At 47.2% G+C, this 24787-nt stretch carries 33 protein-coding genes; 17 read left to right on the top strand and 16 right to left on the bottom strand.

Features of this window, described 5'->3' with window-relative positions; all coding sequences use genetic code 11:
* Window positions 1-105: 105 nt before the first annotated feature.
* Window positions 106-2043, top strand: a complete 1938-nt coding sequence (locus tag VJ249_09470) for a 2-oxoacid:ferredoxin oxidoreductase subunit alpha (protein ID HKZ94790.1) — start codon at window positions 106-108, stop codon at window positions 2041-2043.
* Window positions 2033-3037 carry a 2-oxoacid:ferredoxin oxidoreductase subunit beta gene (locus tag VJ249_09465; GenBank protein HKZ94789.1) on the top strand — a complete coding sequence of 335 codons (1005 nt, stop codon included), beginning with the start codon at window positions 2033-2035 and terminating at the stop codon, window positions 3035-3037. Before VJ249_09470 ends, VJ249_09465 begins: the two co-directional genes overlap by 11 nt.
* Here the strand turns inward: VJ249_09465 and VJ249_09460 are convergent.
* Window positions 3021-4391: a radical SAM protein gene (locus VJ249_09460; GenBank protein HKZ94788.1), complete on the bottom strand. Its 1371-nt coding sequence runs from the start codon at window positions 4389-4391 to the stop codon at window positions 3021-3023. The genes VJ249_09465 and VJ249_09460 overlap by 17 nt on opposite strands.
* Window positions 4392-4399: 8 nt before the next feature.
* The gene (locus VJ249_09455; GenBank protein ID HKZ94787.1) at window positions 4400-5233 is read right to left on the bottom strand and encodes a hypothetical protein; all 834 of its coding nucleotides are present in this window, start codon (window positions 5231-5233) and stop codon (window positions 4400-4402) included.
* A 68-nt stretch (window positions 5234-5301) separates the two neighbouring features.
* On the opposite strand from VJ249_09455, the gene VJ249_09450 reads away from it, so the two are divergent.
* Together VJ249_09450 and VJ249_09445 are read left to right on the top strand one after the other, a co-directional pair.
* Window positions 5302-5751, top strand: a complete 450-nt coding sequence (locus tag VJ249_09450) for a hypothetical protein (GenBank protein HKZ94786.1) — start codon at window positions 5302-5304, stop codon at window positions 5749-5751.
* 135 nt (window positions 5752-5886) lie between these two features.
* Window positions 5887-6276 (top strand): hypothetical protein, encoded by a 390-nt coding sequence (locus tag VJ249_09445; protein ID HKZ94785.1) that lies wholly within the window; start codon window positions 5887-5889, stop codon window positions 6274-6276.
* 181 nt (window positions 6277-6457) lie between these two features.
* Here the strand turns inward: VJ249_09445 and VJ249_09440 are convergent, their stop codons facing one another.
* Window positions 6458-7663 (bottom strand): MFS transporter, encoded by a 1206-nt coding sequence (locus VJ249_09440; GenBank protein HKZ94784.1) that lies wholly within the window; start codon window positions 7661-7663, stop codon window positions 6458-6460.
* A gap of 108 nt (window positions 7664-7771) precedes the next feature.
* Here VJ249_09440 and VJ249_09435 point away from each other — a divergent pair, with 108 nt between their 5' ends.
* The 3 genes from VJ249_09435 to VJ249_09425 all read left to right on the top strand — a co-directional run bounded on the left by VJ249_09435 (window position 7772) and on the right by VJ249_09425 (window position 11047).
* Window positions 7772-9235 carry an FAD-binding oxidoreductase gene (locus VJ249_09435; protein ID HKZ94783.1) on the top strand — a complete coding sequence of 488 codons (1464 nt, stop codon included), beginning with the start codon at window positions 7772-7774 and terminating at the stop codon, window positions 9233-9235.
* A gap of 3 nt (window positions 9236-9238) precedes the next feature.
* Complete coding sequence (locus VJ249_09430; protein ID HKZ94782.1) at window positions 9239-10477, top strand: (Fe-S)-binding protein; 1239 nt, start codon at window positions 9239-9241, stop codon at window positions 10475-10477.
* Between the two features lie 105 nt (window positions 10478-10582).
* Window positions 10583-11047, top strand: a complete 465-nt coding sequence (locus VJ249_09425; GenBank protein HKZ94781.1) for a flavodoxin domain-containing protein — start codon at window positions 10583-10585, stop codon at window positions 11045-11047.
* Here the strand turns inward: VJ249_09425 and VJ249_09420 are convergent.
* The gene (locus VJ249_09420) at window positions 11040-11360 is read right to left on the bottom strand and encodes a hypothetical protein (protein HKZ94780.1); all 321 of its coding nucleotides are present in this window, start codon (window positions 11358-11360) and stop codon (window positions 11040-11042) included. The genes VJ249_09425 and VJ249_09420 overlap by 8 nt on opposite strands.
* 160 nt (window positions 11361-11520) lie before the next feature.
* On the opposite strand from VJ249_09420, the gene VJ249_09415 reads away from it, so the two are divergent.
* Both VJ249_09415 and VJ249_09410 read left to right on the top strand, forming a co-directional pair.
* A complete protein-coding gene (locus tag VJ249_09415; GenBank protein HKZ94779.1) occupies window positions 11521-11796 on the top strand; it encodes a hypothetical protein in 276 nt (91 codons plus the stop codon).
* A 7-nt stretch (window positions 11797-11803) separates the two neighbouring features.
* A complete protein-coding gene (locus VJ249_09410) occupies window positions 11804-12211 on the top strand; it encodes a PIN domain-containing protein (GenBank protein HKZ94778.1) in 408 nt (135 codons plus the stop codon).
* A gap of 12 nt (window positions 12212-12223) precedes the next feature.
* Here the strand turns inward: VJ249_09410 and VJ249_09405 are convergent, their stop codons facing one another.
* The 4 genes from VJ249_09405 to VJ249_09390 are packed head-to-tail and all read right to left on the bottom strand — an operon-like array spanning window position 12224 to window position 15310.
* Window positions 12224-12850, bottom strand: coding sequence for a DUF116 domain-containing protein (locus VJ249_09405; protein HKZ94777.1), 627 nt, complete (start codon window positions 12848-12850; stop codon window positions 12224-12226).
* Window positions 12851-12886: 36 nt separating this feature from the next.
* The gene (locus tag VJ249_09400; GenBank protein HKZ94776.1) at window positions 12887-13300 is read right to left on the bottom strand and encodes a Zn-ribbon domain-containing OB-fold protein; all 414 of its coding nucleotides are present in this window, start codon (window positions 13298-13300) and stop codon (window positions 12887-12889) included.
* Window positions 13297-14454: a thiolase domain-containing protein gene (locus VJ249_09395; protein ID HKZ94775.1), complete on the bottom strand. Its 1158-nt coding sequence runs from the start codon at window positions 14452-14454 to the stop codon at window positions 13297-13299. Before VJ249_09395 ends, VJ249_09400 begins: the two co-directional genes overlap by 4 nt.
* A 52-nt stretch (window positions 14455-14506) precedes the next feature.
* Window positions 14507-15310, bottom strand: a complete 804-nt coding sequence (locus VJ249_09390) for an enoyl-CoA hydratase-related protein (protein ID HKZ94774.1) — start codon at window positions 15308-15310, stop codon at window positions 14507-14509.
* A gap of 189 nt (window positions 15311-15499) precedes the next feature.
* Between VJ249_09390 and VJ249_09385 the strand changes: the two genes are divergently transcribed.
* The gene (locus VJ249_09385; protein ID HKZ94773.1) at window positions 15500-15898 is read left to right on the top strand and encodes a YkgJ family cysteine cluster protein; all 399 of its coding nucleotides are present in this window, start codon (window positions 15500-15502) and stop codon (window positions 15896-15898) included.
* 60 nt (window positions 15899-15958) lie between these two features.
* On the opposite strand, the gene VJ249_09380 is transcribed toward VJ249_09385, so the two are convergent.
* Window positions 15959-17242 (bottom strand): NDP-sugar synthase, encoded by a 1284-nt coding sequence (locus VJ249_09380; GenBank protein HKZ94772.1) that lies wholly within the window; start codon window positions 17240-17242, stop codon window positions 15959-15961.
* A gap of 279 nt (window positions 17243-17521) precedes the next feature.
* Here VJ249_09380 and VJ249_09375 point away from each other — a divergent pair, with 279 nt between their 5' ends.
* Window positions 17522-17770, top strand: coding sequence for a hypothetical protein (locus tag VJ249_09375; protein ID HKZ94771.1), 249 nt, complete (start codon window positions 17522-17524; stop codon window positions 17768-17770).
* 128 nt (window positions 17771-17898) lie between these two features.
* On the opposite strand, the gene VJ249_09370 is transcribed toward VJ249_09375, so the two are convergent.
* On the bottom strand, window positions 17899-18369 hold the full coding sequence (locus tag VJ249_09370) for a hypothetical protein (GenBank protein HKZ94770.1): 471 nt from the start codon (window positions 18367-18369) through the stop codon (window positions 17899-17901).
* A gap of 176 nt (window positions 18370-18545) precedes the next feature.
* On the opposite strand from VJ249_09370, the gene VJ249_09365 reads away from it, so the two are divergent.
* The 3 genes from VJ249_09365 (at window position 18546) to VJ249_09355 (ending at window position 19346) form a co-directional block, all read left to right on the top strand.
* The gene (locus VJ249_09365) at window positions 18546-18761 is read left to right on the top strand and encodes a hypothetical protein (GenBank protein ID HKZ94769.1); all 216 of its coding nucleotides are present in this window, start codon (window positions 18546-18548) and stop codon (window positions 18759-18761) included.
* A 72-nt stretch (window positions 18762-18833) separates the two neighbouring features.
* On the top strand, window positions 18834-19040 hold the full coding sequence (locus VJ249_09360) for a hypothetical protein (protein ID HKZ94768.1): 207 nt from the start codon (window positions 18834-18836) through the stop codon (window positions 19038-19040).
* 162 nt (window positions 19041-19202) lie between these two features.
* The gene (locus VJ249_09355; GenBank protein HKZ94767.1) at window positions 19203-19346 is read left to right on the top strand and encodes a hypothetical protein; all 144 of its coding nucleotides are present in this window, start codon (window positions 19203-19205) and stop codon (window positions 19344-19346) included.
* Between the two features lie 430 nt (window positions 19347-19776).
* On the opposite strand, the gene VJ249_09350 is transcribed toward VJ249_09355, so the two are convergent.
* The gene (locus tag VJ249_09350; GenBank protein ID HKZ94766.1) at window positions 19777-19929 is read right to left on the bottom strand and encodes a ribbon-helix-helix domain-containing protein; all 153 of its coding nucleotides are present in this window, start codon (window positions 19927-19929) and stop codon (window positions 19777-19779) included.
* Between the two features lie 305 nt (window positions 19930-20234).
* On the opposite strand from VJ249_09350, the gene VJ249_09345 reads away from it, so the two are divergent.
* Window positions 20235-20402, top strand: coding sequence for a hypothetical protein (locus VJ249_09345; protein HKZ94765.1), 168 nt, complete (start codon window positions 20235-20237; stop codon window positions 20400-20402).
* A gap of 98 nt (window positions 20403-20500) precedes the next feature.
* On the opposite strand, the gene VJ249_09340 is transcribed toward VJ249_09345, so the two are convergent.
* Window positions 20501-20671 (bottom strand): chorismate-binding protein, encoded by a 171-nt coding sequence (locus VJ249_09340; GenBank protein HKZ94764.1) that lies wholly within the window; start codon window positions 20669-20671, stop codon window positions 20501-20503.
* Between the two features lie 470 nt (window positions 20672-21141).
* Here VJ249_09340 and VJ249_09335 point away from each other — a divergent pair, with 470 nt between their 5' ends.
* Window positions 21142-21333 (top strand): hypothetical protein, encoded by a 192-nt coding sequence (locus VJ249_09335; protein ID HKZ94763.1) that lies wholly within the window; start codon window positions 21142-21144, stop codon window positions 21331-21333.
* A gap of 54 nt (window positions 21334-21387) precedes the next feature.
* On the opposite strand, the gene VJ249_09330 is transcribed toward VJ249_09335, so the two are convergent.
* Window positions 21388-21537, bottom strand: coding sequence for a hypothetical protein (locus tag VJ249_09330; GenBank protein ID HKZ94762.1), 150 nt, complete (start codon window positions 21535-21537; stop codon window positions 21388-21390).
* Between the two features lie 366 nt (window positions 21538-21903).
* Between VJ249_09330 and VJ249_09325 the strand changes: the two genes are divergently transcribed.
* Window positions 21904-22296 carry a zinc ribbon domain-containing protein gene (locus VJ249_09325; GenBank protein ID HKZ94761.1) on the top strand — a complete coding sequence of 131 codons (393 nt, stop codon included), beginning with the start codon at window positions 21904-21906 and terminating at the stop codon, window positions 22294-22296.
* A gap of 166 nt (window positions 22297-22462) precedes the next feature.
* On the opposite strand, the gene VJ249_09320 is transcribed toward VJ249_09325, so the two are convergent.
* From VJ249_09320 to VJ249_09310, 3 genes are all read right to left on the bottom strand, one after another.
* Window positions 22463-23278: a hypothetical protein gene (locus tag VJ249_09320; GenBank protein ID HKZ94760.1), complete on the bottom strand. Its 816-nt coding sequence runs from the start codon at window positions 23276-23278 to the stop codon at window positions 22463-22465.
* A 151-nt stretch (window positions 23279-23429) separates the two neighbouring features.
* Window positions 23430-23567, bottom strand: a complete 138-nt coding sequence (locus tag VJ249_09315) for a hypothetical protein (GenBank protein ID HKZ94759.1) — start codon at window positions 23565-23567, stop codon at window positions 23430-23432.
* An 11-nt stretch (window positions 23568-23578) separates the two neighbouring features.
* A complete protein-coding gene (locus VJ249_09310; protein HKZ94758.1) occupies window positions 23579-23905 on the bottom strand; it encodes a hypothetical protein in 327 nt (108 codons plus the stop codon).
* Window positions 23906-24787: the final 882 nt, after the last annotated feature.

Raw genomic sequence — 24787 nt, 5'->3', positions numbered from 1 at the left:
GACTAGTTGCGAGTGCTGCATTGGAAGTCGAGTTACCACAGGTGGATAAAGGGTTCGCCACTCCTCGTTTCAGTGAAAAATGCGTATAGGTGTTGATGCGATGTGTTGAAGGACGAGTTAGTATGGATGGCGGGTGGACCGCAGGGAAGCGGCGTTGACTCTGCAGCTAATATTTTTGGCAGAGCGTGTTGTTACGGTGGACTCCATGTTTATGGAAAAAGGGAATACCATAGCAACATCAAAGGGTTGCACAGTTACTTCCACATTAGAGTTTCTAAGAAAGAAGTCGTGGCTGATGTCGACCGTGTTGATTTGCTTTGCGCTTTTGACGCTGAAAGCGTTGTTCGCCATATTTGGGAGGTAGCACCCGGCGGAGGCGTAATCTGTGATGCAGAAGCGTTGAGCACAAGGATATTTGATATACCAACATGGCCTCAGCCATTTATAGATGAATTCAGGAGAACTCTCGACGCAAAGGGCATTAAACCTGAAACAGTGGGCGACCTTCTCAAAGAAGCTGCAAAAAGCAATGTGCGCACTTACGCGGTTCCGTATATGGATTTGCTGAAGGAAGTCGCCTCAGAAGTTGGGGAGGAGAAACTTAGCAGACTAACGCGCATGATAAACGTTCTCGCCTTAGGCGCATCTTTCGGATTGATCAGCTTCGACAAAGCACCCGTTGAGAAAGCTATCAGAATGATATTCGGCGACAAACCAAAAATAATCTCGATGAACTTGCTAGCCTTGAACAAGGTCTACGAATACGCCACACAGAAGTTTGATGACTTCGGGCTCAAACTGGAAGCAGTTCCTACTCACGAGAAGCGCATTTTCTTACAGGGCACTCAGGCTGCTGCCTTAGGCAAGCTTGTAGGCGGCTGTCGACTGCAAACATATTATCCTATTACGCCCGCAGCTGATGAAAGCGAATACTTGGAAGAAAACGAAAACCTTCAACTTGAACAGTCTGGGGTTGGACAGGCAGGCGGCTCGATACTAATAATGCAGACAGAAGATGAAATTTCAGCCATCAACATGGCGTCAGGCGCAGCTTTAACAGGCGTTAGGGCTGCAACAGCCACCTCTGGTCCAGGCTTTTCGTTGATGGTTGAAGGGCTGGGCTGGGCTGGCAACAGCGAGGTCCCGGTTGTAGTCACATACTATCAGCGAGGCGCTCCAGCAACAGGTTTGCCTACTCGCCATGGACAAGGTGACCTTCGATTTGCACTTCATGCGGCTCACGGCGAATTCCCGCGCATCATTTTGAGTTCAGGAGACATCGAGGAATGCTTCTATGACGCTGCGCGAGCCTTCAACTACGCCGAACGCTACCAGACACCTGTCATACACTTGATTGACAAAGCTTTGGCTAACAGTAACAAGAGCTGCAAAGTGTTCGACCAGAGCCTTATCAAGATAGAGCGAGGGCAACTGCTCGCCGAAGCCGACGTTCAAGGAAAAGAGTACAAGAGGTATCTGATTACAGAGTCAGGCGTGTCTGACAGGTTGCCGCTGGGGACTCCAAACATAGTCTTCTGGAACACAGGCGACGAACATGACGAACTCGGGCATATCAGTGAAGAGCCAGTGATGAGAGCCCGCATGTACGAAAAACGCATGAGAAAACTGGAAACCGCAGACAAAGAGATTCCTGTGCATGAGCGAGTCAGCCTCTTCGGAGACGCAGAAGCAACTACGACCGTCGTTAGCTGGGGTTCACCCAAAGGCGCAGTATTAGAAGCTATGGAAAGATTGCGTCAAGAAGGATACAAAATGAGTTTCCTCCAAGTGCGCATGCCTCACCCATTGCCCAAAGAATACATTGCTGAAGGGCTGAATAAAGCCAAGAAAAAAATCATGGTTGAAGGCAATTACACCGCTCAGTTGGCTGGCATCATCGCAGAAAACACCGGCATAAACATGGATTATTTTGTGCTCAAGTGGAACGGCAGACCAATGTCCAGCGACGAGGTGTACGAGGCTCTGAAGCTAATTATGCAGGATAAAGCGCCCAAAAGGCAGGTGCTAACTAATGGCACTTAAACTCACAGATTACCGCACTCCGGTCTTTGTTGATTGGTGCCCAGGCTGCGGAGACTTCGGCATCCTTTCAGCGCTTCAAATGGCGCTGGTTGACTTGCAGTTGCCACCTTCGAAGGTAGCCGTATTTTCAGGAATTGGATGCCACGCCAAAACACCCCACTTCGTTAATGCCTACGGCGTACACACATTGCACGGACGAACACTGCCCTTCGCCATCGGAGCCAAACTAGCCAGACCTGACTTGGAAGTTATCGCTGTCATGGGCGACGGAGACGGCCTCGGCATAGGCGCTGGACACTTTGTCAACACTGGCAGAAGAAACATCGACATGACCGTGCTAATTCACGACAACGGTGTGTACGGTTTGACAAAAGGGCAAGCATCACCCACATTAAAGCTTAACCTACGAACGAAGTCACTTCCGAAACCGAATATAAACGAAGGCATAAACCCGATCGCTTTGGCACTGGCAGCAGGCTACACCTTCATTGCCCGAAGCTACGCTTACGATGTTCGCCATCTAAAAGACACGATCAAAAAGGCAATTCAGCACCATGGTCTAGCCGTCCTCATCATTCAGCAGCCCTGCCCCACCTACAATGATATCAACACCAAAGAATGGTACGGAGGCGAAGACCGCGTCGACCCGCAGACCGGCAAACCCACGCCCAGACTATACAAGCTTGAAGACACGGGCTACGATGGAATGGTGCATAAACCAGAAGAAGCCTTCGAAAAGTACATCTCAGCGTTGACCAAGGCACAGGAATGGGATGACAAGATACCAATGGGCGTTTTCTACCAAAACGAGCTGGTGTCCACCTACGAAGAAAGGATATCCAAACGAATCCCGACATACATGCAAAGTCCACCTGCAAAGCAACCCATCAGCGACGCCGAAGACAGACCTATTACAAGCATAAGAAAAATGCTCGAAGAACTCCAAGTAACAGGCTTCGAAACTGAGAAGAAACCGGTCACCGCAAAAGCCTGAAAGCATAATCTGTCAAATGCTCAAGAGGCGCCCCAAGAAACCTGTAGCCTCTATCGCCTAACTTTTTTCTCAGTTTAAACTGCGCCGAACCCTTAACAATCGCCAACTTCAACTTTGCCTCGGAAAAAGAAGATCTGTAGATCAATTTGTGATCGGTCACGCTTAGATGCTTTGGCTGATTTAGATCTTCAAATTCAATGCTGTCTTTCACCCTATCGTAAAGAGATGTACCCGGGATAGGGTAGGGCACGCTGAATGACAGATAGTCCAGGGGTAAAGAAGAAGCAAAACGTAAAGTATCCAGAATTGTCTCGTCGGTTTCCCCTGGGTAGCCGACTATGAAGAAGGCTCCAACTTTTATTCCTGCGGTCTTTGATGTCAGCACCGCCCTTTTTGCTTCCTTGACTGAGGCCCGCTTATGCATCAGCTTCAACACAGCGTCATTTCCAGATTCAAGTCCGAAGAACACGCGGACGCAGCCAGCACGTTTCATCTTCTGCGCTGTTTCCATGTCTATTGTGTCAACTCTTGACAAGCATTCCCACTCGATGTCCAATCGGCGGCGAATTAATTCGTCGCATATGCTCAGCAACCGCTTCTTGTTGAGAGTAAAACAGTCATCGGAGAACCATATTCGCTCATAGCCGAGCGACTTTACATCTTCCATCTCGTTAACAACGTTCGCCGCGGATCGTGTCCTGAATTTGTGTCCAAAAACAGCTCTGCTGCAGAAGTCGCATTGAAAAGGGCAGCCGCGAGAAGTTATTACCGATGTTACAGTGTAGCCGAATTTCTCCTTGTAGTGTTTCATATAAGCGTCGTTGTCAAACTGGTCCCTAGCTGGAAAGGGAAGCCCATCCAAGTGTTGAATGAACGCTCTTGCTGACATGTGCACAATGCTGCTTTCGCTGGCTCTTTCTTTCTTGTAGACAATTCCCTTGATAGTTGAAAGAGAACGACCCCCCTCAACTGCTTCAGCTAACTCTAGCATAGTTTTCTCACCCTCGCCGACTCCGGCAATGTCAAATTCCTCCATGAAGTCTTCTGGGCGAAGAGTTGGAAGAGGACCACCAGCCACAAGCATCTGACAGTGATCCCTCAGAAGTCTGGCCATACGCAACGCCGGAGTCTTCATTGAAAACATGGAGTAAATGCCAACAATCTTCGGCTCTGAGTTTCGTACACGATCAACAGCTTCATTCTCTGTAAGGAACGTGCAGTCAACAAGACTAGCTGAGACTCCGTGGTGTCTAAGATACGACACAATATATGCCGGACCTAAGGGAGGAAACCTGAAAATCGACTTGTCAGGGCTTGGACGAAAAAAAGGATACACCAACGTGACAGTAGTCATTGTTCAGGCTACCTCCTGACCAGCTCGATATCGTATTCAAAACACGTAGTTCCAGGGTTTGCCTCATAATCCAAGCCGACCCAATCAAAAATGCCATCAAGGAACTCTCTTCCTTTGTACAAGGTGGCTTCTTCAAGTTTCCACAAACGAAAGCCAACTTTGTCTTCAACGCTGTGAACGCATGCCCAGTCTGCGTTGACGATTTCCCAAGCGCCTATAGCTTTATCAAATAGAACTGTGCCAGTTGAATCCGAGTATTTTCTAAAGTGCTTTGAACCCTGTTCATTTAGGAGGTAGATTTTCTGAAGCCCACTTTGATGGGGAAGCTCGAACTCAGCCTTTATTTTGATGCGTGACCGGGCAATTCGGTATGTCATCGTGGCAGTTCCCGCCGGCGTGGTGTGCACAAAATCTGTCTTCACACCAATGTGCCTGAGCAGGTTTTCAATCATTAACAGTCTGAGATGTTTATGTTTCTTGTACAACTCTGCGAAACTTCTTCCTATTCTGCGATAGGTCGCAGTTTCAACATGGGTGCTTCTGAGGATTCTCTCAGAAATCAAGTCTAGGGTGAACTTCTTTATTGCTGTTGCATGAGTGCGTGTCTGCTCGAACTTCACTGAAGACGAGCCTGAGAAGTAAGTTCTATTTCGGTACCGTACCGCGGGAACTCCGAGTCCGATTCCTTCGCCTACTAGTTCTTTTCGGTTTGACACAAGAATTAAGCCCTTCTGGAGGTTGGTTATTAAATGGTGACGGGGCCTTGTGTCGGCATACAGACGCACCCAAACCTCGTCTGAAATGGGCGTTGTCCACCCTGCGTCTACAGTTTGAATCTGCAACCCTTTCACCATTTCAAGATCAGATGACTGAAGTGACATGAAAGCAGCGAAGATAACGGAAATATTTTATGACAATGAGGCTTATATCGATAGTTATGTCAGGGCTGTTCGGAACTCGTGCATCTGTTCTTTCCGACTTGAACTTGCTGCTTCAAATTGCTCTCCTAGTAATCTTGCTTGCTGGATTCAGATCTGGAAAGAAGAAAACTGGAAGCAGTCTGAAGTTTCATGGTCGTCTTATGACTGTTCTTGTTGCATTGAATGCAGTGTCACTCTTGCTCGTTATGGGTCCCTCGTTATTCTTGAACTGGGGTGCCGCCGTTAACGAAGCTTCTGCCATTGGCTTTCCTTTGACGTTGGTTCATCATTCTATTGGCTTGGTTGCCCAAGTGCTAGGCGTTGTGCTTGTGTTCCGCAAGTTTGGCAGTGTGCGCACTTGGATGCGGATAACATTCATGTTGTGGTTGATTGCTTTGGTGACTGGAATAGGTTTCTACATTAGGTATTTTGTCGCTTAGCCTTTAGCCTCGAGAGCCGGGGAGGGGCTCACAAAGTTTTTATGGGTTTTGAGAGCTGTAGTGTTGTCTTAACAAAAGGGGAAAATGATCATGAAAACAGGAATATCTGTCAACGAGCTTGTTAGGAGACAGAAATTGTCTGAAGAAAGCATGGTGAAAGCTGTTCAGGCTTTGGAAGAGAAAGTGCACAACGAAGCTGCTAGACTTCTGTTGTCAGAATTGCGCCTTGACTCAACTAAACATGCGCAGATTTGCGAGCTGATCTTGAAGATGGTTGGAAGTGAGAAGCCAGAGAGACTTTGGGATGCCAGAATTGAAAGTTACGTTGACATGCAGGTTATGCGAAAGGAGCTTGAGAGACACATCAAGCTGGAGGAAGTCATGCTGAAGGATGTTGAGAAAGTCATAGCCACAACCAACGATGAAGCCATAAAACTGCTGTTTACTCACATTGCTGAAGACGAGAAGAAGCATCACAAGAACGTGAAGCTTGTAATCCAAAAGTCTTATGCGTTGACTCCGTAGGCAAAGAGCAACGCAACTTTCCCTTTTCTCTCAATAATACTTAGGGCGTGGGACGACGTGCCGTGTTCTTGTGCCATGACGTATGGCATAAAGCTTAAGTATGCCGCATGACATAGTTTCAACGCTCAGATATCACGGCACTGTAACAACCGCGAGTAAAAACTCGTCAACAATTATTAAATCATTTTGAGGATCTACTGCTTTCCTTAACGAACAAGAGTAAGAGACTTGCAGTTGCTGTTAGAACTAAGGAGAGGTAGAACGGAGCAAAATTGCTGACGGTAACCCACAGCAAGCCTGCCACGAACGAGGCAGGAAGTGCAAACAAACCAGTGGTCATCTGAAAAGCGCCCAAAGTACTTGCTCGGTATTGAGTAGGCGACAGTTCAGAAACCAAGGCTTTCTGCGACGGTTCAATTGCGCCTTTGTGTAAGCCGTAGAGCGCAAACAACGCTGCAAAAGTGATGAGCGATGTCGCATAGGGAAAGCCGAAGCAAACTACAGCCCAGAAAACGAAAGAAAAGAGTAACACAGTTTTTCTGCCCATTTTGTCTGCTAGCCATCCAAAAGGCAGGGAGGCAATTGAGGCTACCACAGTAAACAGTAGATAGAGCAGAATTTGGATAGTGAATAACGGTAGAAACGGTGTTTCCAAGCTGCGGCTTCCAACATAGATTAGAAGAAATGAGTAGCTGAATGAGCCAAGCGAAAAAACAGCGCTCAAGAATAGGAAGAGTCTGAAATTGAAACTGAAGTCCTTCAGTGATAGTCCCTTGAAGATCTTGTTGGTCTTCCTGTCCTTGATGAATACGAACACGAGTGTGGCGCCGATGAGAGACGGCACTGAAGCGATCAGGAGCAGGTTTGGCAGGAATTCCAGGCCGTAAAGGCTCACTAGGATGAGACATGTTACTATGCCGAAGACTGCGCCTAAATTGTCCATTGCTCTGAGTAAGCCGAAGTTTCGTCCTCTATTTTGGTTTGTGGAGACGTCGGCGATTATGGCGTCTCTGGGCGCGCCGCGCATTTTCCCTGACCTGTCTAAGACGCGAAACGGAATCAGATACTGCCACGCACTGATCACTCTGGATAGGGCGTATCCGAGGCGGCTGGTTCCTCCGAACAAGTAGCCTAGCCACACAAACACTTTCCTCTTCCCAATCTTGTCAGATAAGTAGCCTGAGCCCGCTTGAGAAATTGAGACAATGGCGTCGCCTAGGCCGTCGATGAAGCCAAGGATCGCCATGTTTACTCCGGGGAAGCCGATTACGAACAGTGGCCAGATCGGGTAGAGCATGTCTGAGCCGAAGTCGTTTAGGAACGACGCTGCAGAGAATACCGCCATGAATCTTCGAGTTTCAGTTGGGCTTGATTCTGGCGATGCCATTGATGACACGCTCTTTGAAACCTTGTTTCAGTTGCGTTTTTAAGTAACATTCACCACATAAAAACTCTTCACACTGTCATCAAAGCCCTATTTGGGGAATCGTTGAAAATGGATCCGAGCATTGTTAAAGCCTTAGTCGACGTTGTGGGCACAGAGAATGTTTCTGACGCCAATCCCGTTATGCAAGCTTATGTGACTCGAGCCATAATGGACGTGAGTTCGCAGGCGCCTGCGGTTGTGGTCCGCCCGAAAAACGTTGAGGAAATCCAGCAGATTCTTAAACTTGCCAATCAGCGTAGGATTCCTGTGGTGCCTCACTCGGGCGGCTTAAGCGGAGGCGAAGCCACACCAACGGTTGAAAACGCGATTCTGATCGATCTTAGACGCATGAACCAAATCATCGAAGTCAACGTCAACGCTCGTTACATTGTTGTGGAGCCAGGCGTAACGAGTGCTCAAGCTTGGAAGCACATGCAAGATAATTATCCTGATTATCGACCCGGTGTTCCTGATGGGGCGCCACCTTCAGCCACTATTGTGGGCGATCATCTTGACCGAGGCTTTCACTTCATGTCCACGAAGTATGGGCCTGCGGCAGACGCTGTACTCGGTTTAGAAGTTGTTCTGCCGACCGGTGAAGTGGTGCGCACAGGCGCTGGGGCTTTGCCCGCATCCAAGTGGTTTTATAAGTGGATGTTTGGTCCCGACTTGACCGGCTTGTTCCTAGGGGCACAGGGCACACTGGGCGTTGTCACGAAGATGGCTGTGAAGATTTATCCGTTGCCCAAGTTCAGGGATGTTATGGCTTTTGGCGCCAGCAGCTGGAACTACTTGATCGAACCGTGCCTCGAGGTTTTGAAGACTGAGCTGGTGGATTTGGCGCAGGGAGGCAACTACACTTTGGCAACTACTCGCAGGGCGAGGTATCAGTGGCCGCCAGCGCCGAAGCCGAAGTTCCTGCCCAACGTGTGGATGAATTTTGAGTTAGGTGCCGACTCACCTGAGCAGCTGAGCCACATCAAAGAGAGGATTATTGAGATCCTCAGAAAACATCAGCAGAACTATGGAGAGCAGAACCTGTTTGAGTGGAAGCTGGACATGAAGAATATTATTGCTCGGTTGACTAAGCCGAACAGGATTTCTGTGCCATATGCAGGGCATAAAGGCGGCGGCTTACTCTTCATTACTTGGTACATGCCGTGGCAGGAGTCGGGCAAATTCTGTGAGGCAGCTGAGAAGCTGATGGAGAGCTACAAGGTTTCGCCTGTTGTTTGGTTGGCTGCGGTTGACCACGGGCGTCAAGCCTTAGTCATGCCCATTGTGCTGTTTGATCCCAAAGAGCCTGAGGAGTTCAAGACGGTTGAGGAACTTGATCGAAAGATGACTGAGGAGTTTTTGGGCATGGGTGGCATTCCATACCGTCCTAACTTGAAGATTCATGCGCCTATGGCTATGGCTAAGGCTGAAGGTTACTTTGACTTGCTCAAGAAGGTTAAGCGGGCGCTTGATCCCAACGGCATTATGCATCCTGGCAGGCTTGGGCTTCTTGCGTCTGGGGAGGAGTTGAAGTAGACGATGGCGCCTCGAAATATTGCGAAGTATAAGGAAGATGCCTACAACTGCTTGCATTGCCGTCTCTGTACTTTCACGTGGGCTTGGCCGAATCAGAAAGGCGTCTGGCCGAAGGGCAGTTTTCAAGCTACGTGTCCATCCGGTGAGAAGTACAAGTTTGAAGCATTTTTTGGGGGCGGCAGATCATGGCTGGCTAGGGCAGTGTTAGAGGGCAAGGTTGACATTAAGGATCCAGCGATTCTTGATGTTATCTTTGCGTGTCCAACGTGTGGTAGTTGTCAGCAGCAGTGCACGTTGGAGGAGCCTGAAGTTGGCTACCGGCATCGCATCATGAATCTGATTGAGGCTATGAGAGCTGACGCTGTGCAGGCTGGAGTCGGTCCTCTAGGCAAGCACAAGGTTTTTGGAGAGTCCATCGGCAAGGAGCACAACCCGTATTTGGGGCAGCATAAGGATCGGCTGAGCTGGTTGCCACCAGACGTCAAATTGCCAGAGAAGTCAGAGACGGTTTACTATGTGGGTTGCACTTCGTCTTATCGGGAGAAGCAGCTGGCAAAATCCACGGTTGAAGTGTTCAGGAAGATAGGTTTGGACTTCACAATAATGCAGGATGAGTGGTGTTGCACGTCGCCGCTTCTGCGCACGGGACAGTGGGAAACAGGCTGGGTTTCAGCTAAAGACGTGGCTCAGCATAACGTCAAAGAAGCAGAGAAACTGGGAGCGAAGACAATTGTTACAACGTGCTCGGGCTGCTACCGCGCTTGGAAGAAAGACTACATGGAAGAGTACGAGGATATTTTAGGCGCGAAGCACGGCTTCGAAATCTTGCACACGACGCAGTTGCTTGAACGCCTGCTGAAAGAGGGAAAACTGAAGCCGACTAAAGAGGTTAAGATGCGGGTGACGTATCATGATCCGTGCCATCTTGGACGCCACATGGGCGTTTATGATGCGCCTCGAGCGTTGCTTCAAGCTATTCCAGGCATAGAGCTGGTTGAGATGCCGCGTAACAGAGAGAACGCGTGGTGTTGCGGTGCAGGCGGGGGCGTCAAATCGGGCTATCCAGAGTGGGCGGTGGAGATCGCATCTGAGCGCGTGAAGGAAGCTGAAGATTTAGGCGTTGAAGCCACAGTTTCAACGTGTCCTTTCTGTGAGCGCAACCTAACCGATGCTATGACGAAATGCGGCTCTAAGCTGAAAATATACGATGTGACGGAGCTGTTGAATCTGTCTCTCGAATGAGTTGGCTTCCCATATTTGTCGCATCGGCATCGTGGCGTGTCTGGTTAATGATGTGAAACGATATTAGCTGCTAGGTAAAGGATTTGATGGAGAGGGTGTCTCTTGGTGAAGGTTTTCGTTGTTTATGACACGAAGTATGGCAACACGAAGCTTGTGGCAGAGAAGATCGTGGAGGGTTTGAAAGAGGTCGAAGGAATAGAGGTTGCTATTAGCGATGTCGAGGGGGTTGACCTTGCGAAGGTAGCTGGTTCTGATGCGATTTTGATTGGGACGCCGAATCATGTGGGTAGACCTGCTCGCCCTATTACCAAGTTTATCGATCAGTTGGGTGAGCTTGAATTGAAGGCGAAGTGGGTTGCTGTTTTCGACACTTATATGGGGCGAGATTTTGAGAAGGCCGTGAAGAATATGGAGACGCAGTTGGGTGAAAAGGTTCCTAGGCTGAAGCTGATCACTTCTGGTTTGTCAGTGAGGGTTGGGGGAATGGAAGGTCCTATCGTTGAAGGGGAGCTTCCGAAGTGCAAGGATTTCGGGAAGAAAATAACTGCTCAACTTGTGCGGGCTAGATGAGTTCTTCTGTTTTCAGCCATCTTCGTGTTGAGTTGAGTAGGTTTTTGCAGTCGTTGCGGGTGAAGTCGTAGTCATCGGTGTCAGGTTGTAGGTTTTTGAGTTTTGTTGAGTCTTGTTTGAGGTGTTTCATGGCTTGTTCCAGTACTTCGATGTCGTGTGAGGATGGGGTGTTTTCTTTCTCTTTTTGGATGGCTTTGAGCGCTTCGGATGCGAATTGTTCCAGTGCGTTTGGGTCTAGTTGGTCAAGGCTGTGCTTTTTTTTAGAGTATAGTTCGGCGACTTTTTTCTTGAATTCTTTTGATAAGGTGGCCATTTTTGGTTTCTCCTTGTAGTAGAGGCAATGGTGTTGAGGGCTTTTATGTTTTCTGAGTTGATGTCTTTTCACTTCTTGCGATATTTCATGGTTTTCATGAGGGGAGTCTGGGTGGAAAGGTATATTAGTAGACTTTTATACTTGTATATTGGTGGCGTAGTTGACTACAACCATTAAGATGGAGGATGCCAAGAAAGAAAAGCTGGACAAGTTTCTCGCTTCTCTGTTGCTTAAGGAAGGAGTGAAAATAACTCTGCAGGAAGCCGTGGGTTTGATGGTTGATTACGCCTTGGAAAACGAAGAAGACATAGTTAGGAGGCTTAAGGAGTTGCCTGCCTTAGAAGATGATCCCGCATGGAAACGCCTGAAGAATCCGATGCATTGGGGTGTGAAAGACTCTTCGAAGAGGATAGACGAATATCTCTACGGGGGATAATAGCGCCGTGGCTGTGTTTGTCGACACCGGCGTTTTTGTTGCGTTGCGAAACGCTGACGACGAGTTGCATGCTAGAAGTAAGGATTTGATGAGTCGGGCGTTGAAAGGTGATTTCGGCAGAATCTATACATCGGATTATGTGATAGACGAGGCAGTAACCACTGCTTTGGTTAGGACAAGAAGGCATGACCTCGCCGTCGACGTTGGTCGCTACATCATAGATTCTCCGCGGATTACGAAGCTTTGGACGACGAAAGACATTTTCGACGTTGCTTGGGACAAGTTCAAAACGTTCAAGGATCATCCACTGAGTTTTTCAGACTGCATATCGCTGGCGCACGTAAAGAAAAATGGTATAAAGCAGATGATGAGTTTCGACTCGGGTTTCGATGGGCTAGCTGAAAGACTGTATTAGATGCTGAGGTCCTTACCGATTTGTTGATAGAACGGTTTCTAGGCTTTTCAAGCTGAAGCTGGTGTTGCTGCATCCGTTCTTGATTAGCGGTATTGCTTGGCCGCTCCAGTCTGCCTTCTTGATTGCTTCTCCGCCGAGTTTGAGTTCTTGTCCGCAGGCTACTCCTACTGCGCCTTCATAATGGTACTTCTTCATTATTTGGTGGATGCATGAGCCTCCGGGTACTACGTAGACGTCGTAGCCTTTTTTCTCGCCTATTGTTGTGGCTAGGTTGACTTGGCAGTCTTCTGAGCAATGCCCACATTTGTAGGATGGGATGTCTGGGTTGAAGACCGCGTGGCATCGGTTGTCCATGTACTTTCGTGAGCAGTGGGGCAGGAAGAGGGCTCGGTTTTGTGTTTTTTCGAATCGTGCCCGTTCGGAAGCGTTTCTGACCTGAACGTCAACTAGGTCTTCGACTAATTGTAGGGCGTCGGGTACGTCTAAGCCTGTTATTTCGCTTAGGTGAAATTTTTCTGCCAGATGTCTGGCGCTGACGCCTAAGCGCTTGTGGAGTTCTTTTTCTCTGGAGATTCTGGCTAGTTCTCGGAAGAAGGATTTGCTGATTTTTGTTAGGTCGAAGCTGAATCCGTAGGGCATGGGAGTATTCTGATTCAAACGGCATAATAAAGGTGACTACAAGGGTTTGAATTTGTAGGCGATGCGGTCTTCTGCTATTTGATGCGGCACGACTTGGACTGGTAAGCCAACCTTGAGTGTTGTTGGGGTTACGCCTGTGATTTGGGCTAGTAGGCGTGTGCCGTCTTCCAGTTCAGCTACAGCCACGATGTAGGGGGCGTATTTTGCCATGCTGTCCGGTGGATAAGTAATCATGGTGTATGTGAAGAGTTTGCCTCTGGTGGGGGCTTCGTACCATTCGATTTCGGTTGAGCCACATTTACAGTGTTGCCTAGGTGGCAGGTGTTTGGTGCCGCATTTCGGGCATTTTGTGCCCATCAGTTTTCCCTGTTTCAATGCTTTGAGGAATTTTGCTATGAATTCTGTTTCGGGTAGCCATGATACGTAGCCGAATTTCACTTTGCTTTTCACCTCTTGTAGATGTGCACCATGCAGTATTGTCCGGTTTCGCCTACGTTGTGTGTGAGTCCGATTTCGGCGTTGGGCACTTGGCGTTTTCCTGCTTCGCCGCGTAGCTGCCTAGTTATCTCGACGGTCATGGAGACGCCTGTGGCGCCTAATGGATGTCCTTTTGATTTCAGTCCGCCGTCCACGTTGACTGGTACCTTGCCGCCTATGTAGCTTTGTCCTTGTTCGATGTATTTGCCGCCTTCGCCTTTTTTGCAGAAGCCTAGGTCTTCGTAGCTCATGATTTCGGCGATGCTGAAGCAGTCGTGCGTGCACGCGACGTCGATGTCGTTCGGTGCTACAGCTGCCATTTTGTATGCTTGTTCTGCGGCTGTGGTGGTTGCGGCTAGTCCGACTAGGCTGGGTCTCTCAGCTATCATCATGGTGTCTGAGCCTGCGCCTAAGCCTTCCATCCAGACGGGTGTGTCTGTTATTTTTTTGGCTTTTTCTTCGCTGGCTACGATGGCTGCGGCTGCGCCGTCGCTGATGAGGCAGCAGTCGTATAAGTTAAGCGGCTGACAAACGGGCACGGATTTCATTGCTTCTTCTAATGTGACTTCTTTTTGTAGGTGGGCGTAGGGGTTCATGGCGCCGTATTTGTGGCTCTTCACCGATACTGCGGACATTTGCATGCGTGTGGTGCCGAATTCATGCATGTGCCGAGTAGCCATGAGCGCGTAGAAGCCTGGAAACGTGATGCCGAACGGGTATTCCCAGCGTGTGTCTCCAGCTCTCGCCATCCATTCTGTGGCTACTGGCGTGCCGACCCATGTCATTGTTTCTGCGCCTACTACGAGGACTACCTCAGCTAGTCCTGCTTTGATTAATGACCATGCGGTTCGGATGCCTGCGCTTCCCGTGGCGCATGCGGCTTCTACTCGGAATGTGGGTTTGTTGCCCATGCCCACGTACTCGTGGATGAGTGCGCCTGGCGAGCCTTGAGCGGCCCAAACATCTGCGGCGACTCCTACGACTGAAGCGTCTATTTCAGCTGTTGTGAGTTTGGCGTCTTCCAAAGCTGGCTTGACCGCTTCAAAGGCTAGTTCTCTTATTGTGACGTCGGTTCGTTTGCCGAATTTGGCGTGTCCGATGCCAACAACGCCTATTCTACCGGTCAAGTTTGGAGTATCTCCTTGATTGAAAAAGAAATGAAAGGAAAGGTGGTCTTATTTATTTTCCCTTGAATTGCGCTGCTCGTTTCTCGAATATGGCTTTGACGCCTTCTTGAATGTCTTCGCTCTTGTAGCAGATCAGGCAGCTTTCTAGCATCATTTTGTTTCCTTCTTCCATGCCCATCTCCATAGCCCTGCTCAAGATTTTCTTAGCCTCTTTAACCGCAATGGGCGCTCGACTGGCGATTGTGCCCGCTGCCCACATGACAGTTGAATTCAGCTCGTCCGCTGGAACCGTCTTGTTGACCAAGCCGATGCGTTCTGCTTCTTTGGCGTCGATTTGCCCACCTGTGAGTATAAGTTCGGCTGCTTTGCCTTTGCCCACGATTTTTGGTAGCCTAACGGTTCCGCCCCACGCTGGAATCAAGCCTACTGCGACTTCGGGGTTGCCGATGCGGGCGTCTTCAGAAGCTATTCGTAGGTCGCACGCCAAAGCCAGTTCAACGCCGCCGCCCAAAGTGAAACCATTAAGCGCAGCAATCACAGGCTTGTCAAAATTCTCAATCTTGTCGAATAAGCGTTGTCCGGATTCAATGAAGCTCTGAACTCCAGCTGGGTCAAGTTTCTGTGCTTCGCGTAGGTCGGCGCCGACGCTGAAGGCTCTTCCTGCGCCTGTGATGACGGCGACGCGGATTTTTTCGTCTTTGGCTACTTCGTCGAGTAGAGTGTTGAGTTCGTTTATGAGTTCGAGGTTGAGGGCGTTTAAGGCGTCGGGTCGGTTCAGGGTTATGACGCCTATGTTGGCTTCTTCAGGCGCCAAGAAACTTGCTTCCTTGCTATACGTGAGGGTCTTATGAGACACGCACACATCACCAGACCCAATATTACGCTTCAGAGCGTTTTTATCATTTTCCAGAGAGAAGCCGTTCCTTGTCAGCCTCTCATTTCTGACCTTGTTCGCTGCGAGACTCTTAGAGGAAGTGTGCGGGAAGTCTTCTTAATCTGCGAGCTTGAAGCCACCAAAACAACTATAATTTAGCCGTCTTTTGTTATGACTCGCACGGGGAAGTTTGCTTCTTATCGTTGTTCCAATTGTGGAAAGTGCTGTGAGGATACTGAGATGGAGCTTTCAAGTGACGACGTCAGAAGACTAGAGGGAGCGGGTTATCACCGAGACCAGTTTTCGGTTTTGGACAATCTTGTGATTCGACTCATGAACGTTGGCGGATGGTGCTATTTCTACAGTCTCGCTGAGAGGAATTGCCGAGTCTATAGGAAAAGACCCTTGGGATGCTATCTTTATCCGGTTGTGTATCAGGTAAATGAGGGTCCAGTAGCTGATGAATTACGCCTGATGGGACACACGGTTTCAGAACGGGAATTGAGAACAAAAGGAAAAACCCTTGCCAAACTCTTGAAAAAGATGGATAGTGAAAGAAAGTGTGAATAGAACCCTGTTTTTTTTGTCTCTCTCCTCCTCTAATACTTCTGAGCCATTTTGCAAGCTCTGTTAGGATGCCAATTTAGCGACGTCTTCGTAGTTTTGCAGGAACTTATCAATGTATGTCATGCCTGGTGGAATTGCTAAACCATAGTTGACCCTAGTTCTTATGAGCCTGCAACCCTTCCTGATGTGGACAGCGTTGCCAATCACCGAAGTTGATTCAATGCGTACGGGGTTCTCACGGGTTGATTCAACAACAACCTTCCTGCCTAGAATGCTGTCTGACACATGGGCGTAATCTCCAATCTTTGCAGCGTCCATAATCGCTGACCTTTCTACGTTTGCGTGTTCACCGAGGATGCAGAAATTGTCGATGTTTGAATCCGCAATCTTGGAATAATCGCCTATTCTGGGGTATCTACCAATCAGAACGGCGCCATCTAGTGACAACCTATTTTCTTTATATTTTTTAGCAATCTCTTTCCGTCTCTTAACAGACTCCTCGCTGAATCCCTGAACCCAAACGTTTCTGTCCGGTAGAATTCTTTCTTCTAGGACTCTTATGTTCAGCTTTCCATAGAGAACGTCATGCATAGCCTTAAGATAGCTTTCTGGATCTCCGACATCGTACCATACTTTCAGTTCATAACCATAGACGGGAAATCCTTTATCCACTAGGTAAGGAATGAGATCAAAACCGAAATCGAGCCTCCTCCTTTCCTCCATTATCTCCTTTACTTCTTCGCTTTCAACTATCCTTCTCACTTCTGGAGAAAGCAAATAGATGCCAGCGTTGGCAAAATTGCTTGGTGCTCTTTCCGCTGGAGGCTTTTCGACAAACCTCTTAATTCTCAGATCTTTATCTAACTCGGCTATGCCATATTCTTCTACCCTTTGCACCCTCGTTAAGGCAATGGTCATTATTGCCCCCTTTTCCTCATGTCTTTTGACGAAGTCGTTTAGATTGATGTCGAAGAGGCTGTCTCCCTGTACAACAAGGACCGGATCATGGACATCATAGTATTCCACGTTTAGCCTATAAGAATCGGCGCTTCCCAAGTCGTCAAGGTTGGGCTGATGTTTGATGTGCACCCTCGGCTCGATCCTATACTTTGCTGAGAACCCAACCCCTTCTCCATACTGATCGAAAAGGTTCAGATAGTTGGTATAACCGTACTCTCCGAAAATGAAGTCCCTCACACCTTGCTCAGCCAGCGGCGCCATTGAGAATTCGATTAACGGCCTGTTCAAGAACCTAACACAAGGCTTTGATACGTCGTGCGTCAGAGGTCTTAACCTTTTAGCCTGACCACCGACTGGAATAAAACATCTCAGTTTGTCTATATTCACGCTTCAGTTTAAACTGAAACGAGAATTTATATTTATGTCATTTACCGTACGATTCTGCAACCACAACGGTTGAAACGGAACAAAAATTGAAGTCATCAATAAGTTGCGCGCCTCTCTCCTCCTCAATTTGCGCGCGTACATCTTGGCTTATTGAATCACTCAAGCTTTATTATGAAAGAAAAGACTTAAACTCATTGTTTGTTGACAATTGAATCTAAAACAATATGCAATGTGTGAGAGCGCTCGTCAGCTACCACAAAAGGAAGGCGTCGTAAAAGGTTGGTGAAATATAGAATTCCAGAACCACGTCAATGCCTCAACTGTGGCGCAAAAGCATATGCTCGGAAATGGTTCTCAAGCACCACGCCTGGGCGCGACTACGGCGGAGATGTGGTCAAGGTTTCTTGGCAGTGTTCTCAATGCGGGAGACGCTTTGAATCCGTAGAACACCTAGACTCCATCATGATTGAAGTCGACAAACTGCCTGAGATCAGCTACCCAATTACATACCGTGAAGTGGAAGAATGACTTCTTCTGCAACTTCCCAAACGTGCTTGCATGGGCTTGTCAGCTTTTATGGAACAAGGCTTTGACTACGTAACGGAAATGGAAGGGCTAAAGCTGTTTCGAAAATGCCAGCAACTGGTTCAAATCCATCATTTCTTTGGATGATAACGCGAGTTGGTACAATCAGCGCAGATTTCTTTATTCGGTCCGCTGTCTTCATGACCCAGCTTACAAGGTTGATATTCTTCATTATTCGTTACAACATGAAAGTTACAGGGTTCACAGCATCCTTTAGAGTGCGTCGACGCTTGGCTCAAAACTTCTTCGAATATTCTAGCGCGCTCGCTCTGTCTAGCGCTCTCAACCCTACCTTTTTCAGCTATTTCAGCCTTATCTTGAACTTTTCTAGCTTTCTCAGCCCTATCTTTCTCAGTCCTATCAGTCTTCTCTTGGACTTTTCTAGCCGTCTTAGCCCTGTCTCCTTCAGCCTTCTCAGCTTTCTCCTGAACCTTTCTAGCGGTCTTAACCCTATCTTTTTCAACCTTTTCAGCCTTTTCTTGGACTTTTCTAGCTTTCTTAACCCTATCTTTTTCGTTCTTCTCAGCCTTTTCCCTACTCATTTAATCACCCAATCTTATCTTAGTAGAAGAAGGTTTTAAAACCATTGTTTATTGGCAATCAAACTAAGAAGGGTATGCAATATGTGGGCGAGATAGAAAGCGGCAAATATGGTCGGCAGGTAAACATAAACGGCTTGAAAAGAGTCAATTTGTTGACGTTATTGATAATGTAGGTTATGGATTTGGATCGGTTTTCGGTTAGAAAGGAGATTTTGGTAGATGATGCTGGGTGGGGGGACTTTATCTTAGGCGTGGTGATAGGCGTCCTCAAACTTCCAGACCGCAGGTATCTGGAACATAGGATTCCGGTTTCCTCTTTCCAGCCGCCTAATTTTGAGAATAAGCAGTATTTGGATGACGCCGTGAAGATTGCCGATGACCCGCACGCATAAAGACAATTGAAACCAAAATCCCTGCAGAGCTTTTTAATAAGTACTTAGTATAACTGAAAAGAGGGAATTTGAATGGCCAAATGTCCTAACTGCAAGGAAGAGCTCACTAGACCCAAGAAAACATGGAAATACAGCCAATTTACGGTCCAAGCTTACTTATGCAGCAACTGCGGCACAGACTTCAGAGAATACTTCAAGGCGGGAAAACACAGTTTCACCCTGAAAAGGGCAAAGAGAGCTGGAGGCAGATTCGTCAAAGTCCATTTCAAGACTAACTGAATAGCGCACGCTCCTCGCCCGTAAGAAGCCAGAGACAATCGGATAAGCGATCGTAAACCTGCATAATAGAAAACCCCTCACAGCAGGAGGAGCTCGCGTTATGATTTCGTGGCAAGTTTTATTCGGCAGTGAAAGCAATAGGAAATTGAGTGTGAAAAGTACTTGTCGGAAATAGAAAAATCGATTAAAGCCTTCGTGGAGACAGCTTCAGAAAAGGAAAAGAAGCAGTTGAAGTTGCTTCTTGAACATTCAACGGGGAAGATTTCAACCGAAGAGTATTTTAAGGAATCCAAAGCATTGGGGTAGGAAGCACATGATTTCTATACCGCTTGCATTCTCGCTGTTCTAACGAAATCCGTTGTTTCGCTCGAAAAGAAACTAACAGGAATTGAGAGCAAATTAGAGAAACAGGCGGGTTTCTCCGGTGAAAAAAAGGCTTAGAAGATAATGCTCGAAAGCTCTTTCTCCGCTTGCAATGCTATCGCGCTCGTTGGCCTTTCCATTAAAAACACCCAGACAATGATCGAACAATAAACTTTCTAAGAGGGGTGATTCTAGGAAAGGCATAGTCATTCCATACCTTGCTTACAAAAAACAAGTGGCCATGATGCCCAAACGGTCGGGCTCTCCGGGCGCTTCGGTGAATCGCGGCTAATCGCCGACTGCAAAGCGACCTTGAGCCACCCCGCGCGCTATACCGAAAAAAGAGAGGCGGCGCGCGCTCTTGTTCACGCATCTATTTTTCTTCGGCAACCCATGTTTTCACGGCTTCTTCGACAGCTCTGGATAGGTCGCCCTTTTTCCCGCCAAATCTCTCAATCGTCTTGAACCTGAGCTTCTTTTCCAGTTCATCTGACAGCTCTACGCTGATTCGTCCCATTTCAATCATCAACTATTGTCATACACGATTCGCACGTGTTAGACGTTTTTCCAATAAGCAAATTCTCTGACGCCACGCGTCACTTTTGTCTTTGTTGTCATTTTCCATCCACCTTAAATTTGCTTATCCACATAACATGTTATATGCTTACCGACTTATAAGTGTATTGGCGTATTGGTGTAAGCATTTAATCGCTTAAATGCTTAAGTGCTAAAGATATGATCGGTGCGCGACTATTTGGACAATAGGTTTTTTTGGAAAGGCCACTATTGACAATTGAGAGGTGAAATGATAGAAAATGAGTACAAGAGAAGATGCCCGTAGAAAAACGGAATGGAAAAAACAGAGGGGCCATCAAACAAGAAGAACTCGTGGCGGAAAGAAACAGAAAAGAAGGTAATGCGCGCTACGCTAAATTACTAATGCGGGTTGATACAAATAGGAATCAAGGCAAACCAAAAGAGTCAATCAAAAAATGGTAGCTGCCTAGATTTCCAGGCGCCCATGCGCTTGGGTAAAGCGGAATGAAAAAAGGAGATGAGTGCTGCTAGAATTCCTTTGTTATCAGGGCGCGTCGGACTCATATTTTTCGTTTGCTTAAAGCGACTCTGAACTTACTGTGACATTTTGGACACTCGAAGAGACCGATTTCCAGCTGCATTCTCTTGCCTGTCTTGTCGGGTCGTCCAGTCATTTTCCATCTTTTCTTCGGTGAGCCAACTTCTGCTCCACACTTAATGCATTTAGCCATGTAGTTTACTCACTACCGTTCATTGCGTTGCGAACTTGGTGGATAAAAGGTTTATGATGGAAGCGCAGGCATGCACACCGTGCGTGTATTGGAACTTCGCAGTATGGGGCAAAGCTGAAATCTTCAAAAGACTAAGACTTAACTGGGCAATGAAGAAATCGAGGTAATTTGACTGGGGACATTTGGATGATGTCTGTACCCCCGACTGAGTCCGACTTTTTCTGAAACAAGGACAGGCTAGATGAGACAAAACAAGCTGTCATACGGGCGCAGACTAGAGTTCTCGCCGACTGTTTCAGCAGCTGCGCGCCCCTATTGTAGACGTGCTCACATATCTTAATATGCGGCGAAGCGCATTATATCAGCAGGTAGAATTCTCGTAGAGAAGAATACTGACAAAACGGGTTCTGAACGTTCTTTGTCATTTTTTCTTGATCATTCTACTGCAAACAAAATGAGAGGTGAAAGGTATGGAATTAGTAGAAAAGCAGATGAGCACCGCGGCCCAATCGTGGAGCAACAGAGTGGACCGAAGACAGCCGACGAAAACGGATTATTCTTATGAACTGAGAAGCTGGGTGCAACGTGCCATATTAGAAGCGGAAGAGATGAAAGACTTCAGCAAGAAGGGTAAGCTCTTGAGCCTTCTGAAAGATCTTTAGACTTGTCCATGTGTGGATGCCCGCCTGTGTTGGCTTCTTCAGGCGCCAAGAAACTCACTTCCTTGCTAGTGCGCGCTCTTTGCATATGTCGTAGGTTGCTTGTGGGTCTTGGAGGACGGGTGTGTGGAATATGGCTTTGTTGAGTTTGGCTTCACGTCCCTTGAACACTTGTAGCTTGATGGCTGAGGGTTTGCTCTTGGGCACATGCAGCCTCGCCTAAAAGCCGGTAAAAACCCTCTAATTCCCCAGAAGCAGTTTATCACGTTAATCAACACGTTCCTGTACTTCTAAACCTCGGCGATAACGTTTAAGGGACTCCTAAACGTGCTAGTCGCGAAATTTTGCTGAGGCATCTATTTAAACGGAATCTGCATTTTCATGAATAAAACGGGGGCTGAAGGTCGCTTAAGGCAGGTGTTTTTGCGAGGGTTTTTAGGGCGACCTAAACGTTTTCACGGGGGGGGCCTTTCGGCGGTTTAGCTTCCTTTCCGGATAGTGCGCGGATCCATATTTCAGATTCATAACCAATAATAGAAGATCAGATCCATTGAGGAAATTCAGGTGCAATAAATGGGGCATATTAGCAGTTACCGTAGAATGCTCGTTTGGGGCATAGGAACTGTAATGGCTATTGCAGGGGCAGCCAAAATTTCGCTATTGTTGTTCGCGCCTGCAGCTTTCACCCAAGGTGAAAGCCCAACTAACATGTTGTTGTACATATTTCTGTTTTTTGGCGGTGTCGTTGCTATCGTAGTCAATGAAACTGTTTTCAGTGTCAGGAAAACAGGGTTGGAAATAGACAGAGATGAAATAATCAAAGGCGTAGGTGAAAGACATCCGCATACGCCAATGGTTCTGGCCATTTGTCCACAGTGTAAGAAACGAGTTCCCTCTGATTCAAAATACTGCCTAGAATGTGGAGCAGACCTTCAACTCCAGACACCAACACCAAGTGTCCCCTAAACGTAACGGCTTTCTCACTTACGTTCTCTTTACATCCAGCGTGAGCCCTAAAGGTTCTTGCAGACTCGGGCTTATTTCATCGCTTGTCTTTTTCTGTTGGCGCTGGGTATTCATATTGTGAACAGAAAGAAAGGTGTGTTCGATTCTAGGCGGCTTTCGCCCCGGGTTATCTAGCCGCAAAGAAGACAGTTGTAGCTACGAATATCAACGTTGTTGTAATGAATATGTAGCTCAAGTTCCTAGTGGAAACCAGTTCACCGACTAGAGCATCATAACTTGTTGTCAGGTTGCTGTTGTTTGATTTCAGCGAATTATAGTCTGACTCCAATCTATCAAAGTTTGTTTTCAGAGAATCGTAGCTTGCTTGTAAACCGCCATAGTTGTCTGTCAGCTCATCATAAGTAGAATTGAGAGAACTATAGTGTTTTGCCAAGGAATCATAGCTTTTGAAGAGATTATTGTAGTTTGTCGATAATGAATTGTAATCAGCTAGTAAGGCAGTATAATTGACAAACAGCGAATTGTAGTTGGCTAAAAGATTGGTGTAGTTGCCAAGTAGCTCATAGTACGTAGCATTCATAGCAAGATATTCAGGGCAAGGAAGATACTCTGTAATTGTGAAGTCAAATGTTGCATTGATAAACATCGTGCCTCTACCAGCATTCCAAACTTCGAAGTAGACGGTATGGTTTCCTAGTGCAGAATAACTTCCGCTGTTCGGTGGGGAAAAATGAGTGTCAAAGTAATGATTGTAAGTTTGAGAATTGTCAGGGAATGTTCCAAGCAAAATATCATCCCAGAAAATATAGAGATAGTAAACCTCGTAGAAACCAGTACCAGGTAACCCTCTTATTTGTAGAAATATATCTGTATTAACATTGCCTTCAGTAGGATAAACTGCGAAATACGGTTGCGCATTAACCCTAGGCACAGTGAGAACCAAACTCAACAAAACGAAAATTCCAACAAATATTGCTTTCATCGCACTACACCACAAACTCAACTGTAGTCTTCTAAGATTTAAAAGACATGCAGCCTGTGAAGCGCGCGCCATCCACTATCCATGCACACGCGTTAATCGTTTCGCCCTTCATTCTGTTGGTTTTGCTTCTATGATTAGGTTGTTTGCGCGCTCATTTGAGAACCTTTTTTCCTCCGTGTTCGTTGTTCTCATGGTCAATAACAACCCTGTAGTCTTCATGCGTGAAGTAGCACCAACTGCAGTGCCACCTGCCATCCATAGATGTTCTGTAAACCACGAACACAACCACTCGTTGAGAACCTACAAGTTTTCTCCAAATCTTTCTGCAGGCTTAGCCCTTATGATCAACGTGTTATCTTCTTGTTTTGCTTCGACTTGTAGGTCTTTGTTCATGAAGGCTTCAACCAAATCTTTGTATTTGGCGGGTATGGTTAGTTCGTAGCGACTGCACTTGTAAACGGCCTTGTTGAGGTAGCGGGATCTCGTCACTTTGCGCCTGATTCTTACGATGTGGTGTTCGGGGTATGGGTTCATGTTAGTCTTTCTCCGCATTTGGGGCATTTCCAACTCGTGTAGTAAGCGCAGGTGAAGCAGTAATGCACCCCACATTTCTGGCACGTGTAGCATATGCCGTTGATTTCCTTAGCACATTCGCCAGCGCATAACTAGCCAATAGCAAACTCGCCCAACAAACACAGCTCCTAAGACAGCAAAAGCAAGCCCTTAGGCTTCACCGCATTTAACGTTGGTTCCGCAAAAGAGGGGAGAAAGCAGGGAGACAAGAACGAAAGTAATCAACAACAAAGAAGCGGAAGGCGGTCTGGTAAATATAGCGTGCGCGTTTCCGCGACACGCCTAGAGTTCAAATGATGTGCTCGACCGTGCTATCCTGTCGCTGAAAACCTAGACACCTTGGTCATCGAGAACAACAATGGACTCGAATCTGGTTTGTGATTATAGGTCACTAGTCTATATAGGGCAGCTAGGCAATGGAGTGCCGCTCTCAAGTTTGCGCTTTCTTTGGCTTTGTATTTGTCATGTTTAAGAGAGTTGTAGACATACCAAGATGTTTGACAGTTTCCCGAGGAGCAGCTACCCAGGTCTCAAGACAATCGAGGATTTGCTCACAAACATCAGTAATCAACGATGACAGTTTGGGTGAGAACACAGTGAGGTTCTTCTTGACCAAAGGTACGTATCCAAGAAAATCAAAGAAATCGTCTTTGAACCTGCAATATTCGGTATATGCGAAATGACGGCGTTCCTCAAAATCATTCGTTCCGAGAGTGCCCAAAACACAAACCACAACTGTAGATTACCCAAGAAATATTAAAGCAATCGGCTCTTCGGCAGTGACCACTTCTGGTGGCGCAGCTACTCGCCACAACCCATGATGATTAGTCGCATCCTAAAGCAGTTTGCACCCCCGTTTCTTTAAGGTAACGGGAAGATTCTCTGATCAAGCTGTGTGCTAGTAACACGCATATATAGAGAAAACAATCTACTAAC

This window comes from Candidatus Bathyarchaeia archaeon (assembly GCA_035283685.1).
In the GTDB taxonomy this organism is placed as follows: domain Archaea; phylum Thermoproteota; class Bathyarchaeia; order Bathyarchaeales; family Bathyarchaeaceae; genus DATETJ01.
The sequence above is the reverse complement of the archived record's forward strand: the minus strand, read 5'-3'. Positions and strand labels throughout refer to the sequence as shown.